The 15,700-nt window shown below is 42.5% G+C and carries 12 protein-coding genes and 1 pseudogene; 8 read left to right on the forward strand and 5 right to left on the reverse strand.

The window, feature by feature from the left end:
• Window positions 1–73: 73 nt before the first annotated feature.
• On the reverse strand, window positions 74–277 hold the full coding sequence (locus HRT96_RS08485) for a hypothetical protein (protein ID WP_293154912.1): 204 nt from the start codon (window positions 275–277) through the stop codon (window positions 74–76).
• A gap of 316 nt (window positions 278–593) precedes the next feature.
• On the opposite strand from HRT96_RS08485, the gene HRT96_RS08490 reads away from it, so the two are divergent.
• From HRT96_RS08490 to HRT96_RS08500, 3 genes are all read left to right on the forward strand, one after another.
• Complete coding sequence (locus HRT96_RS08490) at window positions 594–1,328, forward strand: DNA-3-methyladenine glycosylase I (RefSeq protein WP_293154914.1); 735 nt, start codon at window positions 594–596, stop codon at window positions 1,326–1,328.
• 50 nt (window positions 1,329–1,378) lie between these two features.
• The gene (locus HRT96_RS08495) at window positions 1,379–1,906 is read left to right on the forward strand and encodes a DUF1439 domain-containing protein (protein ID WP_293154917.1); all 528 of its coding nucleotides are present in this window, start codon (window positions 1,379–1,381) and stop codon (window positions 1,904–1,906) included.
• 143 nt (window positions 1,907–2,049) lie between these two features.
• Window positions 2,050–2,448 carry a hypothetical protein gene (locus HRT96_RS08500; RefSeq protein WP_293154920.1) on the forward strand — a complete coding sequence of 133 codons (399 nt, stop codon included), beginning with the start codon at window positions 2,050–2,052 and terminating at the stop codon, window positions 2,446–2,448.
• A gap of 82 nt (window positions 2,449–2,530) precedes the next feature.
• Here the strand turns inward: HRT96_RS08500 and HRT96_RS08505 are convergent, their stop codons facing one another.
• Window positions 2,531–4,447 (reverse strand): methyl-accepting chemotaxis protein, encoded by a 1,917-nt coding sequence (locus HRT96_RS08505; RefSeq protein ID WP_293154923.1) that lies wholly within the window; start codon window positions 4,445–4,447, stop codon window positions 2,531–2,533.
• 278 nt (window positions 4,448–4,725) lie between these two features.
• Here HRT96_RS08505 and HRT96_RS08510 point away from each other — a divergent pair, with 278 nt between their 5' ends.
• Window positions 4,726–5,058 carry a PBPRA1643 family SWIM/SEC-C metal-binding motif protein gene (locus tag HRT96_RS08510; RefSeq protein ID WP_293154926.1) on the forward strand — a complete coding sequence of 111 codons (333 nt, stop codon included), beginning with the start codon at window positions 4,726–4,728 and terminating at the stop codon, window positions 5,056–5,058.
• A 456-nt stretch (window positions 5,059–5,514) separates the two neighbouring features.
• Here HRT96_RS08510 and btsR read toward each other — a convergent pair whose 3' ends face one another.
• The 3 genes from btsR to HRT96_RS08525 all read right to left on the reverse strand — a co-directional run bounded on the left by btsR (window position 5,515) and on the right by HRT96_RS08525 (window position 8,764).
• Window positions 5,515–6,228, reverse strand: coding sequence for a two-component system response regulator BtsR (gene btsR, locus HRT96_RS08515; protein ID WP_293154929.1), 714 nt, complete (start codon window positions 6,226–6,228; stop codon window positions 5,515–5,517).
• A gap of 3 nt (window positions 6,229–6,231) precedes the next feature.
• On the reverse strand, window positions 6,232–7,923 hold the full coding sequence (locus HRT96_RS08520) for a sensor histidine kinase (RefSeq protein WP_293155061.1): 1,692 nt from the start codon (window positions 7,921–7,923) through the stop codon (window positions 6,232–6,234).
• 385 nt (window positions 7,924–8,308) lie between these two features.
• Complete coding sequence (locus HRT96_RS08525) at window positions 8,309–8,764, reverse strand: GAF domain-containing protein (RefSeq protein WP_293154931.1); 456 nt, start codon at window positions 8,762–8,764, stop codon at window positions 8,309–8,311.
• 190 nt (window positions 8,765–8,954) lie between these two features.
• Between HRT96_RS08525 and HRT96_RS08530 the strand changes: the two genes are divergently transcribed.
• The 4 genes and pseudogenes from HRT96_RS08530 (at window position 8,955) to HRT96_RS08545 (ending at window position 15,699) form a co-directional block, all read left to right on the forward strand.
• Entirely contained in the window at window positions 8,955–10,349 is a 1,395-nt protein-coding gene (locus HRT96_RS08530; RefSeq protein ID WP_293154934.1) for a TolC family protein, read from the forward strand.
• Window positions 10,346–11,638, forward strand: coding sequence for an efflux RND transporter periplasmic adaptor subunit (locus HRT96_RS08535; protein ID WP_293154937.1), 1,293 nt, complete (start codon window positions 10,346–10,348; stop codon window positions 11,636–11,638). Before HRT96_RS08530 ends, HRT96_RS08535 begins: the two co-directional genes overlap by 4 nt.
• A 56-nt stretch (window positions 11,639–11,694) precedes the next feature.
• Window positions 11,695–14,835, forward strand: a pseudogene (locus tag HRT96_RS08540) (efflux RND transporter permease subunit).
• Window positions 14,836–15,024: 189 nt separating this feature from the next.
• Complete coding sequence (locus HRT96_RS08545) at window positions 15,025–15,699, forward strand: response regulator transcription factor (protein ID WP_293154940.1); 675 nt, start codon at window positions 15,025–15,027, stop codon at window positions 15,697–15,699.
• Window position 15,700 lies beyond the last annotated feature (1 nt).

The raw sequence follows: 15,700 nt of genomic DNA on the forward strand, positions 1-15,700 counted from the left end.
AACTCGATTCCTGACGGCCCAAGTATCTTCCTGCCATATGTTTACTTGAACTTCGGTTCACTAAACACTTACGTTAAATTGACTTCAAGTAATGCGTCATCAATACGGTGTTGGTATGTTGTGGCATTTGAAAACAACCCTTGGTGGGGGGAATCGCCATCGCGATGACTTCTTTAACGGTGAAGCCAAATTCAGCAGGCATCTCTTGTAATACGACCGCGACATGTTGAGCAACGTATTTTGCAGATAAGGTATGTATATCTACTTGATTTAACAATACCAGACCTGAGTCGGGCTGGTAACAGACCAACTAAGTGCTATTTGGAAATTGTCATGTGATAGTGGGTAAACGAAGCGTGGAGAATTATCTAGAATAATGTGCTGATTATAAGAACCAATATGTCGAAAATGTTTCTATTATCGACGTTTATCACTAAGTGTATTGAACAATAAAGTGATGAATCATGCAAGTTAAGTTAGTCATTACGAGGTAGTGTTGTGGTATTGCAAACGCTTCTTTCTGTTCAGCATTGCGAGTTGGATTAAAATTGCGATAAACTAAAGGCATATATCAATACAGGCGATAAATAGTAATGGAATCATTCGACAAGATATACAGCCGAGCTTCGGAACGAAAGGGTGGAGAGCAGGCGTTAGCGTATTTATTATCGCAACCACTGACAAGCGATGAGCTTGCAACTGTGCCTGACAGAGATGTGTTGGCTGAGTTTACCCGTGCAATCTTTAAATCAGGGTTTGTATGGCGGATTATTGAAATCAAGTGGGCCGGATTTGAAGAGGTATTCTGGGGCTTTGATATCGATAAACTGATCTTAATGCCCGATGATATGTTAGAGCGTAAAGCGGCAGATACTAAAATTATTCGCAATTATACCAAGGTAAAAACAGTGCGTGATAATGCGCAGTGGTTAAAAGAGATCTGTGATGAATATGGATCGGTGGCGAAATGGTTAGCACAGTGGCCGGCTGATGATGTTGTCGGCTTGTGGCAATACATGAAGAAACATGGCAGTCGTTTAGGTGGTAATACCGGTCCCTATGCACTACGCCGATTAGGTAAAGATACGTTTATTTTAAGCTCGGATGTTGAAGCTTATTTCCGTGGTCATCAGCTTATCGATGGTGGTTTAATGACAAAACGTAGTTTAACTACGATCCAAAATGCCTTTAATAAGTGGCAGAAGGAATCAGGTTATAGTTTACAAGAATTGAGTCAAATTATTGCTTATTCTGTGGGTGATAACCGGGTTGGATTCAGTGCTGTAAATGAGCTTCGTAGCGTAACAGATGGTACTATTGAAGCGTAACAACGGCTATAGAGTCAACGAGAAAGAGAATTATAAAGATGAGTAAGTGTATGAGTAAGTCAATGTTAACGGTGTGGCTGTTTATGTGTGCGTTAGCATTACCATTACCAGTGCAGGCATTAACGGTTAAGTTTACGGAAGCAGAGCTGCAAGATAAAGTTTCAAAAGTGATGCCGTTAGTGAAAAAAACCTCATTTTTGACGGTCGAACTAACAGATCCGGTGCTGAAGTTAGCGCAAGACAAAAATGAAATTGAGCTGCAATTAAAGGTTAAATTGTTAACTGGTGGATTAGAAAGCCGTGGTTATGCTCGTTTGACGGGATCACTGAGTTATCGAGCTGAAGACGCCGCATTTTATGTCACCAATATGCAGGTCCATGAGGTTAGCATTGACGGTATGCCTGATTTATTTACCCCTCAGGTGATCCGAATGGCAGAGCAGGTGGTAAACCCGGTGCTTAACCAGATGCCAATCTACAAGCTTAAAGATGATTTAACCCAAAGCATGGTTAAAGCGGTATTAGAGTCTATTGAGGTGCGTAACAAAACATTGTTCGCGACACTAAAAATAATTTAATATTTATTGATTATAATCACATAATAATATTGAGATCTAGGTCACATTTAAGTATTATCCCTATAGAGGTATTTTAGGTTTACTGATTAGCAAAGTACCAGCTGTTATCGAGAATCTGATTTCTAAAGTAAGGATATTTTATATTGACAATTCAACAGTCCACACAGGATCGTAATCGCCATCTTTCTGAACTGAACGATGGCAATATTCAACAGGTTAACTGTAAGGGTGACAAGATAGAAAATATTGGCCAACTGTTAATGCATTTAGGCATGGATAATATAAAGAACAAGTGTGACGATTGTGATGTTAAAATCCGCCACGCTTGTTTAGAAAAACAAAGTCAGTCAGACAACCTGAATAGCGCTAAGCAGTTAAATGATAATACCCTGAACGAGCACCTGTTAACCGCACATCAATGCCCTGAGCGGAACTTGTTTCAGACTAAATGGCCCAGCGACATCAAGCTGAAAGTCGAGAGTAAACTTATTTTAAGTAGTCTTTTCGCCAGTGTATTGGTGGTGGTGATGACCTTACACTAGAAGTATGCCATCGTTGCCGTTTGTTATCTGAATAATAAGCCCGTATTACCGGGCTTATTGAGTTCAGACAACCTGGTCGTTGTTATAATTTAAACACCCCAACCATGTCACCAAGACGGACTGATAAATCACGCAGCTCGTGACTTGATTTAGCTAAACCTTCAGCAGTATCCGCAGTACATTGTGTTATCTCATTAATCTCGACAATATTCTGGTTTATCTCATTAACCACTGTAGATTGTTCTTCCGTTGCAGTTGCAACTTGAGTGTTCATGTCTGAGATCAGGAAAATACGCTCGCCAATAGAGACCAAGGCTGCCGAGGTATCTGTTGTCGCAATAGTCCCCTGTGTGGTTAACTCACTGCTTTTCTGCATCGCCATGACGGCTCTGCTCGCTTCATCTTGTAAGTTATCAATCATGGTTTGAATTTCGTTTGTCGATTGCGCAGTACGACTGGCCAAATTACGCACCTCATCGGCAACTACGGCGAAACCACGCCCTTGTTCACCCGCACGTGCGGCTTCAATTGCTGCGTTTAAAGCAAGTAGGTTGGTTTGCGCTGAAATGCTGCTAATCACGTCTAAAATACTGCCAATAGCTTGGGTATTATTAGCCAATGAATCGATGACTTGGGTCACCTCACCTACATCACCAGCAAGTTGGTTGATAACATTACTGGCTTGCGTGACAACCTGCTGACCATCTTTGGTTTCAGCTTGAGCATTTTGGGCTTCAACAGCAGCTGCGGATGCGTTATTGGCGATTTCATTCACGGTGGCGCCCATTTCATTGATCGCAGTGACCACCAAGAAGGTGCGGTCGCGTTGTTCATGGCTATTATCTAAGGTGATTTGTGCTTGGCTGGCAACCTCTGCAGCGGCCTCTTGGAGTGCTTCACCAGTGCGTGATACTTCTTGCATGGCATTGTGGATCTTAGTAATAAAACTGTTAAAACCTAATGATAGTTGCGCAATTTCATCTTGGCCTTGTATTTCAATACGCTGACGTAGGTCGCCGTCACCATTACCAAGTTCCGAAAACACGGTCGCGATACGTTCAATTGGGCGAGTAATGTTGTTACCTAACCAAATTGCGATAAACGTAAAGATCAGGGCAATAGCCAATGTCCATAGCATGATCTTGTTATTGGCTTGCGATAAGCTGGCAAATGCTTCCTCGGTTGGTAATTCAGCAACCACATACCAATCCATAGATGGAATATAACTACTGGCAATTAATGTTGCATGATCCGAAACGGTCGTTTCCGTCAGATTGAATGCCGTTTTTTTAAGTAGGACTGTGGCCAGTTGATTATCATATAGCTGGCTTAAGCTGGTATTTCCCATAAGCGTATTGTCATTATGTAAACGGATCATGCCAGCCGCGTCCACCAGATAAACAAAACCACTCTGCTCTAGCTTAAATTGATTGATAAAGTCGACCATATCATCGAGGGATTTTGACAGGCCAGACATGCCTTGCCCATTACGTTGCTGGTAGTTAATAAAGAGTTTCATCTCACCGTTACTTTCTCTAAATACACTCACCGACTGTTGTTGATTACTGTTGGTAAAGTCGAAAAACCAGCTATCTTGTTGATGGTTCAACTGACGTAAAAAACCGTTTTGATTCCAGTAGTCACCGCTTATACGGTTAGCAAAGGAAGCATCAATAAGCTGATATTGGCTTTTTACATCGTTAAGCACTTGCACAAGCTGAGCTTCTTGCTCAGTGGTACGTTCAGTTTTCAATAATTCAAGCATAAACCGGTTGCTCGCAAGTTGCTGGGCGGCCTGCTGTAAGGTTGATATCTCTTTATCAACCTGATTGCGGATCTGCATTAACTTGGCAGGCAGTTCAGATGTGGTTAAGCGTGTTTCGATAACTTCTCTGGCTAAGTTTTGACTCACGAACCCGACGAGTAAGGTCGCGGTAATGACGGCACTAATCATGGTGATGATCAGTTTTTGTTTGATACTAAATTGACTGAAATTCATTCGGGTGTGTCCTAGCCTATCGATAAGGTAATTAAAATGAAAAAGTGCTGCTGGATCTAAATAATAACTAGCACCTTAATAATAATGATTATTATAATTATTTTTCAACATGATACGTTAACTAAGTTGGTTAGCGGCTAAATTAACGAAACCTTTAGTTATATATACTGAGTTTGTGCGCAGTTTTAATTAATTAAGTGGTGTAGTGTTTTAAAATTGTCATTTTTATAGTATAAGAGCGGGTTGAATTAAGAATATCCCAAAATTAGGAACTACAGATGTCTAAAATGTTTTTCAAAGGTCGTATCGACGCGAGACAAAATTTCGTTAAAGCTGGCTATAATACTAAACGCGATATTAAGCTTGGGACTGACGAGTTACCTTTAAACTTGGTTGTGCAAACGGCAGAGCGTCAAACTGAAGTTGAGGCTATTTTAGCGGATACAAAATTAGTTGCGAACATTGAAGTGAATGCAGACAAAGAAGAAAACATCCGTGATTTAGACGGTATGTTAAATAAGCCAAAAACAACGGTATTCGAAAAAACACCGAATCGTAACGATCCTTGCTCATGTGGTAGTGGTAAAAAGTACAAAAAATGTTGTGCTTAATTGATTTTAACCATAAATATTTTAGTATTTAAACTGTTTATTATTAAGCCCTTAATTATTTGATTAAGGGCTTTTTTTTATCTATCGCACTTAATCTACGTAGTAACCGCTGGTATTAATTGTTGCCAAATGTTACCGGTAACGTAAACCGCTTAACTTGCCATATCGCCGCTGACTTAATCAATACTATTAATCTGATTTTATGTTACTAAAATCACGTGCATATAAATAAGGAGATCTATATGAGTTTGTTGTATTTTTTTTGGTGGCTTGCGGCTATCGATTAAACTCGAACAGCAGGTTGCTGACAAGGATGCAAAGAAGATTGGATATAAATCAGCCTGGCAGGGATGAAAAGAAGTGCTTCTACACTTAAGTAATGTTTCTTTATATTCAGTCTTTAGCATAAAAATAGCCTTATTCACTCTCGTGGTAAGGCTATTTTTTTGTGTCAGTTTAGATAATGCCTAAGCTTTGTTTTAAAAGTTTTAAATAACGGCGGCTAACGGGTAGCGTTTGGCCACTGTTAGTCATGATCTCGGCTAAACCATTATCCAATAACTGGATTTCTTTAATGGCTTTTAGATTCACCAGATACTGACGATGGCAGCGGATCAGCGGCGTTTTTTCTTCTAATACTTTCAATGTTAACTGACTTGTCGCTTCTTGCTGGCCGGTATTTATATATACACCAGTCAATCCACTGTGTGCAAACTCAATATCTTGTGTGGCGATAATCAAAATACGATTATGACCAATACAAGGCACACGCTCTAAGTATTCGAGTGTTATGGCTTCATAATTTGGCTGTTGTGTGGATTTGACCAAGCGCTCAACGGTTTTTTGTAAGCGGGCTGGATCAATAGGTTTAAGCAGATAGTCAAAAGCATTTTCTTCGAACGCCTGTACCGCATACTGATCATAAGCCGTTGAAAATACCACTTTCGGCATGGTATCTGTATTCAACATCGACAGCATTTCGATGCCGGTTATTTGTGGCATCTGAATATCTAAAAATATAATGTCAGGTTTAAATTTATTGATTAATTGTAAACCTTCGATTGCATTTTCTGCTTGTTGAATTACCTGAACTTGCTTGGTTTCATGTAATAATTCGATTAACTCTTCACGCGCATATTGTTCGTCGTCAATGACGATGGCATTAAGCATGAGTTAGTGTTCCTTATCCGTTGTTATCGTGCTGGTTGGCAGCAAAAAAGATACTTGGGTCAGCTTATTTTTGGTCGTCGAAATCTGTAAACTTGAGTGCTCATTAAAGTGATTAATCAGTCTCTTATCTACTATTTTAAGTCCTAAACCCGTGTTTTCTTCTTTGCTAGTGACAAATGTACCGGCATTATCGGTGACAAAAATACGTGGACCCTCGGGCGTGTTTTGACTGTATATTTCTAATTTACCCGCACTCAGCATGGTTGAAATACCGTGCTTAATCGCATTTTCAATGAGGGGTTGCAGGGTAAAACTAGGTAGTTTGATATCCATCAATTCAGGGGCAATATTAACGCTAACGCTAAGACGACTAGTGAGTCGTGCTTGTTCTATGGTCAGATAAGCATTCACATGAGACAACTCTTCGCGCAAGCTAACCGATTCAATGTTCTGCTTTAGATTGTTGCGGAAAAATTGTGAAAGATGTTGGATCAACATCCGCGCTTTCTCGGGCTCGCGGCGCGTAACGGCACTGATAGTAGTTAATGCATTAAACAGAAAGTGCGGGTTAACTTGCGCGTGTAATAATTTGAGTTCAGCTTGTGTTAACAAGGTTTGCTGCTGTTGGTAATGGCCCAGTAATATCTGACTAGAAAGGAGTTGGGCGATACCTTCTGCCATTGATATATTGATGTTAGACAGGAGTTTTCGGCGTGGTTCGTATAACTTAATTGTACCTACAACTTTATTATCACCATTACGTAACGGTAAGATAAACGCTGAGCCGAGTCGACATTTGTCATCAATTGAGCATTGATAAGTATTGGTTGTACTGTTTAAATCTATGATGCGGTTCTCATCGATAGCTTGCTGAATATAGTTAGAAATAGGGATATTGATATGATGATGTTGTTCGCCGATGCCAATAAAGGCCAAAATATTGTTGGTATCCGTGATGGCGATGGCGCCGACATTCGTTTCTTCATAAATAATGCGCGCAATGGTCTGCGCACTTTCCGTATTTAGCCCTTGACTGAGAATACCGACACTACGATCTGCAATTCTCAGCGCGCGTTGTGAAAAGGCGGTTGAGTATTTTTCAAAAATAGATTTTTTATCTTCGATGATACTCATAAATAATACCGCACCTAAGGTATTTGCCGTGATCATAGGCAGTGCGACTTCGCTCACCAGTGCATACGCTTGCGCATAGGGTTTGGCAATAACCAACACTATCGCCATTTGAGTCAGTTCGGAAAATAGCGTGATGAGAAAAATAACGTGTGGTTTAAATAAGTAATGCATTTTGTTCTTGCGAAGCAAGTAGACATGCAGCAAACCACCAATTAACCCTTCAAGCGATGTCGAAATTGCGCAGGCAAAGTCGGTAAACCCACCCATAAAGTAGCGATGTATGCCACCAGTCATACCGACTGCTAACCCGACAACAGGACCACCAAATAGACCGCCCATCACCGCGCCGATTGCGCGCGTATTGGCTATCGCATCACCATATTGCAGACCAAAATAACTGCCCATAATACAAAACATTGAGAATATTAAATAACAGCTAAGCTTATGCTCCCAACGTGAGGAGATATTTAATAACGGCATGAAAATGGGTGTTTTGCTGAGCAGATAAGCCAAAACAAGGTAGACACTCATTTGTTGTAATAGAGAGGGGAGCAAATCCATCATGACATCTCAATTTTATTTATGTATAACAAATAGTAACGCCATTTGTATAACGTTACTTGTCTAACATTAATGGGCTAAATGCGCTGTTTATTTATGAATTAATCAGCATACACACACTAACCAAAAAAACCTATTAAATATAAGCGTTTAGATTGTTTTCAGTGCTAATTTGACTGAAAAATAACGGTTCGCTTAAATCAGACACAGTTTTGTATGCTTTTATATATAACAAAAAGAGTAATTCTAACCTTTTCAATAATATATCTGGATTTTTTATAGGGGACAATAACTATATGGTTAGCATAGCTTGATGTACTTTATTCGGGAAGGAAGTCTGGTGGGTATGGTGAGCAGCACATCAATATGCTGCACACTTACATGATTAGAATGCTAATTCGATATCTGTCTTTAATTGTACTAACTCACTGCATACCGATGGTGAGCCTTCATTAAAATCAAAGGTCTTATCGTTTAACGCGCAGATCGTACCGACAACTACGCCTTGACTGACTAACGGAAAACCCAGGTAAACACCTAAGTTAAACTTTACGTAATCTTCGTTACCTTTCCATTCATCATCAATACTGGCATCTGGAATAAACACTGGCTGCGCCGTATCAACCACACGTTCGCAATACAGTTCGTGACAACCTGGCTGTCTACTTTTGGGGCCACAATCACCGACATGGTAAATAGGCTGTTCATTCGCCACGACAACTTCCATCGTATCGGGTTTTGACTCCATAATCAGGATGGAGTGTAAGCCTGAATGATCCGCGAGCATATTAAGGCGCTCTTGCCACTCAGAAAATGACTGTTTGATGTTAATAAATGGCATATTTAATTCCTTATATCCTTATTTGGAGTTATCGCTAATTATACGTTTTAAGTGTGAGATTTTAGTAGATTAGATCGCACTTTTAAAAACGTGATAAATTAATGTCAATAAATAGACATATAATAACATCTTAACCCTGCCTTAACCCGCCATTTTTTATACTTACCTCAGTAAAACTGAGGAGAATAAAATGGCTATTTCAAGTCCATTACGATATTCAGTGATAGCACTACGATACTCAGTGTTAACACTTACATTAGCAGCAGTTGTTGGTTGTAGCAATACTGCGGTTGATTACCAACAACATGCAGATGCAGCACGAACAGCAACAACACAGTGGCAATACCAACAGCAAGATGCGGTTGACGTTACGCAATTAACTGCATTGATTGCGATGCCTGAACTAACTAGTTTAGTCGAACAAGCCATATTGCAAAACCCAAGTTTACAACAAACCGCGATTGCGCTGCAAATGGCTTATGCACAACGTGGTGTGACCACAAGTGGCCGAATTCCGCAAGTGAATGCCGGATTTAATGCCGAGAGTGATGAGGGTGATGCGAGTTATAAAACCGATGTTAGCGTTAGCTGGGAGCTTGATCTCTGGCAGAAAATCAGTGATGAAGTCGCTGCTGCCGACATGGATATAGCCAGTTCGGAGGCTACTTACCAAGGTGCGCGCGATGCACTAGCCGCAAACATCATGCGCAGTTGGTTACAAATCAATTTACAGCAACAACTTATCACTATTGAAACGTCACGCTTAGCGGTATTAGATAATAATGAGAACTTTGTGTTAAGTCGCTATCGCAGCGGTCTTGGGGCGCTTGAAGAACTGGATAATGCGCGAACCAGCAGTGCGCAGACTCGTGCAACGTTAGCCGAGCAGCAAGAAACATTGGCTCAGAACCAACGTAACCTAGGGTTATTATTAGGGCAAACAACAGCGATTGCAGTGGCTCATGACTTCCCCAACGTATTACAACCATTAGCGGGTTTACCGGCACAAGATTTAGGTCGCCGCCCAGACTTACAAGCCGCTTATGCGAAGATTAGTGCCGCACAATACCGCACGGATGTGGCTTATAAAGCCTTGTTACCGTCAATCAGTCTCTCCGCCTCATTAACCGATATCGCCAATTCACCCAGCGAAGCGCTATTAATCAGTCCCGCATGGAGTTTATTGGGCCAATTGACTGCACCTATTTTCCAAGGTGGTAAGTTACGCAGCCAAATTGAAATAGCGGAACTGACTACCGAGCAAATGTACTGGGCTTATCAAGAAACGTTATTAACGGCAGTGAATGAGGTCGAAAATAGCCTCGGCCAAGAGCAGTCGTTAAAACGTCAGCAGCAGCACCTCAATGACGCGTTGAACAGTGCGCAGCGCAGCGAGAGCAACTATCAAACTAAATACCGTCAAGGGCTGGTAGATATATTAGATTTACTCACCGTGCAGCAACAAACGTTCGATCTGCAATCGCAACTGACGCAAGCAACCTACAACCGACTGGTTAATCGTATTGATTTAGGACTGGCTTTAGGGCTTGGCATCACCACCGACAATGCTGGAGAAGCATCATGAACAAGCATGTTATTACTATCGCGGTCACATTCGCGGCCGCCGCCAGTATTTTTGCTGTTCTGAGTTACAACGGCGCGAAAATGGCTGCTGCGAACAGCTCTGAGAATAGTGCTATGCACGGTTCTGTTGTTAAAGCTGTGGTGCAATACCCAGAGGTCGCGGTAATGGCAGTGACGAAAGGCAGTTACCAAGCTGAAGTGATTGGTTATGGCGAGGCAAGATCGCGCTATCAACTCACCCTCACCAGCGAAGTCAGTGGGCAGGTCGAATCGTTAGGGCAAAATTTTGCAACGGGTAAGCTGTTAAAGCAAGGTGAAGTGATAATTAAAATTGATGATACTGATTATCTGCAAACCTTTAGCAGTGCCCAAGTCGCAGTCGCAGACGCTAAATTAGCCTTGTTAGAAGAGCAGCGCCAAGGCCTACAAGCCCGTCTGGAATGGCAGAATTCCGGTATTAGTGGTGGCCCCGATTCCCCGCTGGTATTGCGTGAACCACAGCTGATTGCCGCGCAAGCAACGTTTAAAAATGCTCAAAGCCAGTTAACTAAAGCGCAACGTGATTTAGACAAAACTGCCATCACCGCCCCGTTTTCAGCGTTAGTGGTAAGCCGGGATGTGCAATTGGGCAGTTATCTGCAAGTGGGTAATACCATTGCCACCTTATACAGCACCGACCGTATGGAGATTGAGATCCCGTTATCAGCGCATCAATGGACCAGTTTACCGAATCTCAGTGGTGCGGTAGAGGGGAAATGGCCAGTTACCTTGACCAATACCACGGGTGATAGCCAGTGGTTAGGTTACGTTGAACGTGTCGAGCAGCATCTTGATAATAGCAGCCGCCAACGTGCGTTAGTGGTTGTTGTTGAACTGCCGTTAGCACAACAAATACCGTTATTTCCCGGTACGTTTGTGACGGCAACAGTACAAGGTAAAGCGCTGGACAATTTATGGCAATTACCCGCTTCGGCAATATCGCAAAATGGCGAAGTTTGGTATATCGGTGCTGGTGGTAACTTGGCGACGTTCACTGCTCAGCAGCAGTTTGCGCAAGGTGAATTAAGTTACATCAAACCAATGACGGGAATAGACAGTGCCAATATTATCATTCGTCCATTGCACAGTTATGTGCAAGGCATGCAGGTGATCGCGAAGTTAGCCAACCCAAGTGATATGCAATTGGCTGATGTCAGTGCGAGTAAGATGAATAGTGAGCGTAATAGTGCAAATAATAATGTGAGAAATAGTGCAAGTATGACGATAAATAACGTGAGTGTGAAATTATGAGTGAACAACATCGTGATTTAACAACGGGTTCGTCACCACCTCGCGAGTTATCCCCTATGAACCCATTACAAGGTCTCATCAGCTGGTTTGCGAGCAATTCAGTTGCCGCCAATTTATTGCTGATTAGTGTCATCCTGCTTGGGGTAATGGCGTTAGGCAACTTACGCAAAGAAGCATTTCCGAGTATTGAACCGGATACTATTCGTGTATCGGTTAATTACGACAGTGGTGATGCTAAACAAGCGGAAGAGGGCATCGCAATCAAGATTGAAGATGCACTGGAAACGGTTGCTGGTATTAAGCGTATAACCTCGACGTCTAATGCCAGTGGCAGCTCAGTCAGTATTGAAAAAACCAGTGGTTATTCACTCGATACCTTGCTCACCGATGTGAAAACCAATGTTGATGCGATCAATAACTTTCCCAGTGATGCCGAAAACCCGGTGATTGATAAAGCGCGACGTCAGGATCATGCTTTATGGGTGCAGTTATACGGCGATGCGGATCGCGGGACGTTACAGACTTTAGCTGAAAAATTAAAATCAGATCTGTTAGCGAAATCAGGTATTCGCGATCTAGAGATTAAAGCCAAAGTTGAGCCGATGATCTCTGTCGAAGTCGACGAAGCTAAGTTACAGGCGTATGGGCTAACCATTGCTGATATTGCTGCGGTGATCAATGCCGAGTCCGCAACGCCACTGACTACCAGTTTACGTAATGGTGAAAAAATGATGCGTTTAAAAGCGTCTTCACAGGCTTATCAGCAACGTGAGTTTGCTCATATCCCGGTGATTACCGGCAGTAACGGTAGTGTGGTTATGTTAGCTGATGTAGCGACTGTTACCGACACGTTTGCCGATGATAGTTACAGTTTATCGCGTTATGATCAACAAAACGGCATGGCCATCGAGATAGTCATGGACGATTATGGTGATATCACTCAGATTGTAAAACAAGCGCAGGAAGTGGTTGATGATTGGCATGCACGCGGGTTATTACCTGCTGATGTTGAATTGGTGACTTGGTACGATCAAAGCGACACCATTACAGACCGTTTATCTCTCTTAAGCAAAAATGCGTTAACCGGTATTGCACTGGTATTTATTGTGTTAGCCCTGTTTTTGAACTTTCGTGTGGCATTTTGGGTGGCGGCGGGTTTACCGTTTGTGTTGTTCGGCACCTTATTTTTTATGCAAGATGCTTTTGTTGGTCTGACGATTAACGAAATGACGACCTTTGGTTTTATCATGGCGCTGGGTATTGTCGTTGATGATGCGGTGGTGATTGGTGAAAGTATTTATACTACCCGTAAGGAAGAGGGCGATACTGTTGCAAACACAGTCAAAGGTACGATGAAAGTCGCTATCCCGACCTTGTTTGGTGTATTGACGACCGTTGCTGCGTTTGTGGCGATTGCCAATGTCGACGGTAATCTGGGTAAGATCTATGCGCAGTTTGCGGGGGTAGTGACGATTTGTTTATTACTGTCGATGGTGGAATCTAAATTAATCCTACCGTCACATTTAGCGCACTTAAATACTGCGCGTCAATCGACAGCTGGCATCAAAGGACTGTGGGTGCGGATCCAAAATGCGGCGGATGCCGGGTTACAATGGTTCAATGTACGTATTTACCGTAACCTTATTGAATGGTCATTAAAATTTCGTTATGCGGTTATCTTAGCCTTCATTGCGTTGTTTATTCTGGTGATTGGTTTGCCATTAACGGGCAGTGTTCGCGTGACATTCTTCCCTGATATTCCAGGCGAAGTAGTCAGTGCGGATATGGTGATGCAAAATGATGCTAGCTTTGGCCAAACCAATACTAACTTACTGTGGTTAGAGTAGACTGCATTACAGGCAGATAAGAATCTGTTGGCTAAATACGATGTGCTGGCGACGGCAGATAATACCGAGATCATGAGTTTGCAGGTTATTGCCGAAGATGACAGCTCGGGTAAATTAACGATTGAGCTGGATGCAGACTCTGTTTATCCATCGAATGAGTTCACCGCAGAATGGCAGGCACTATCAGGTTCACCAGAAGGGGTTAAAAAACTTAAATTCATGTCGAGTATGCACATGGTTGATAACTTTAAAGTGGAGTTGAAATCGTGGGACGATGCCACCGTTAAAGCCGCTGGCGAACAGTTCAAAACTGCGTTAGCGTCAATTCAGGGTATCAGCGGTATTGATGATAACCTTAACCCTGGTCAGCCGCAGATACGCTTTGTATTAACAGAGCAAGGCCGTAGTTTAGGCATGGATACGGCGACGTTGTCGCAACAGGTGTTACAAGCATTTGGTGGTGAGATCGTACAGCGTTTCCAACGTGATAAAGACGAAGTGAAAGTGCGCGTACGCTATCCTGAAGCGCAACGTCAAACGGTCGCTGATATTATGCAAGCGCGTGTGCGCACACCTAACGGGTCGGTTGTGCCGTTGAGCAGTGTGGCGAGTATTAGCCGTGAATATCAAGAAGATGAAATCACTCGTATTGATGGTTTACGGACCGTGTATTTAACAGCGTCGGTGGATAAATCGATATTGGCATCAAATGAGCTGGTGGCGAATTTACAACGTGATTTAGTGCCAGCGTTAGCGCGTCAATTCCCTGTGTTAAATATCCACTTTGCGGGTGAAGCCGAAGAACAAGGTGAGACGACAAGTTCGATGATTTCGGTATTTGTGGGGGCATTATTGGCGATTTATGTGTTGCTGGCTATTCCGCTTAAATCCTATGTGCAGCCTGTGCTGATTATGTTTGCGATCCCGTTTGGTATTGTTGGGGCGATCTTGGGGCATTGGTTAAATGATCTGACGATTAGTATTTTATCGTTAAATGGTATTTTGGCGTTAAGTGGTGTGGTGGTGAATGATAGCTTGTTATTGGTTTCGCGTTTTAATGAACTGATGAAAGAGGCGAAACTGTCATTACATGATGCTATTGTTAAAGCGTGTAGCGGGCGCTTACGGGCGGTGTTACTGACGTCGGTGACTACGTTTGCGGGATTGGCACCTTTACTGGGTGAAACGTCGACGCAATCGCAGTTTTTGATCCCTGCTGCTGCGTCGTTGGGCTATGGTATTTTGTTTGCGACGCTGATTACTTTGATATTGATACCGGCGTTGCTGTTCATTCAATATGAAATTAAACAGTTTTTCGTTAATATGATGGGGAAAGGTGACGTAACTTAAGTCGACTAAAACGGTGAGTGCGTTAACGTCTACAACTCGCCGTGGATCCATCCATGGAGGCTTGCGTTGGCATCCCTGCCAACAACAGTTATCTACGTTGACGGACTCTCATGAGTATATATTTGTGGTCATACTTGCGATGTAAAGCAGGGCGTATTAGTTAAATTGAACGTGAAAAGGTAAGTCAAAATGTTAAACCTGTTATTAGTGGAAGATGATTTAGATTTAGCGACCGCTGTGGTTGATTATTTAGAGTTAGAAGACATTCAGTGCGATCATGCTGCGAATGGGTTAGCGGGTTTAAATATGATCATCAAGAATGATTACCAAGCGATCATTCTCGATTTAAATTTGCCAAAAATGGACGGGTTAACAGTCTGTAAGCATATGCGTGAGCAGGGTATTGATACTCCGGTATTGATGCTGACGGCTCGTGATAGCTTGGATGATAAGCTGGTGGGTTTTGATTCTGGAGCGGATGATTACTTAGTGAAACCGTTTGCGATGCAAGAGCTGATTGTGCGCATGCAGGTATTGGCTCGTCGCCGTAGTGGTCAGGTTAAGCGTCTAACCTTGGCGGATCTTGAATTAGATCTACAGCAGAAACAGGCATACCGTGCTCAGCAGTTATTAAAGCTATCACCAACCGCGTGGAAGATCTTAGAAACATTAATGCGCGCAACACCGAATCCAGTCTCTCGAGAAAAGTTGATGCAAGCAGTGTGGGGAGATGATCAGCCTGATAGTAATAGTTTAAAGGTGCATATTTTTAATTTACGTAAGCAGTTAGATGCGGGTGATGTGCCCGCATTATTACATACTGTACCGGGTGTTGGCTTTGCGTTATGCAACCCATCTGCATAGG

It is taken from the genome of Moritella sp., from assembly GCF_013215705.1.
In the GTDB taxonomy this organism is placed as follows: Bacteria; Pseudomonadota; Gammaproteobacteria; order Enterobacterales; family Moritellaceae; genus Moritella.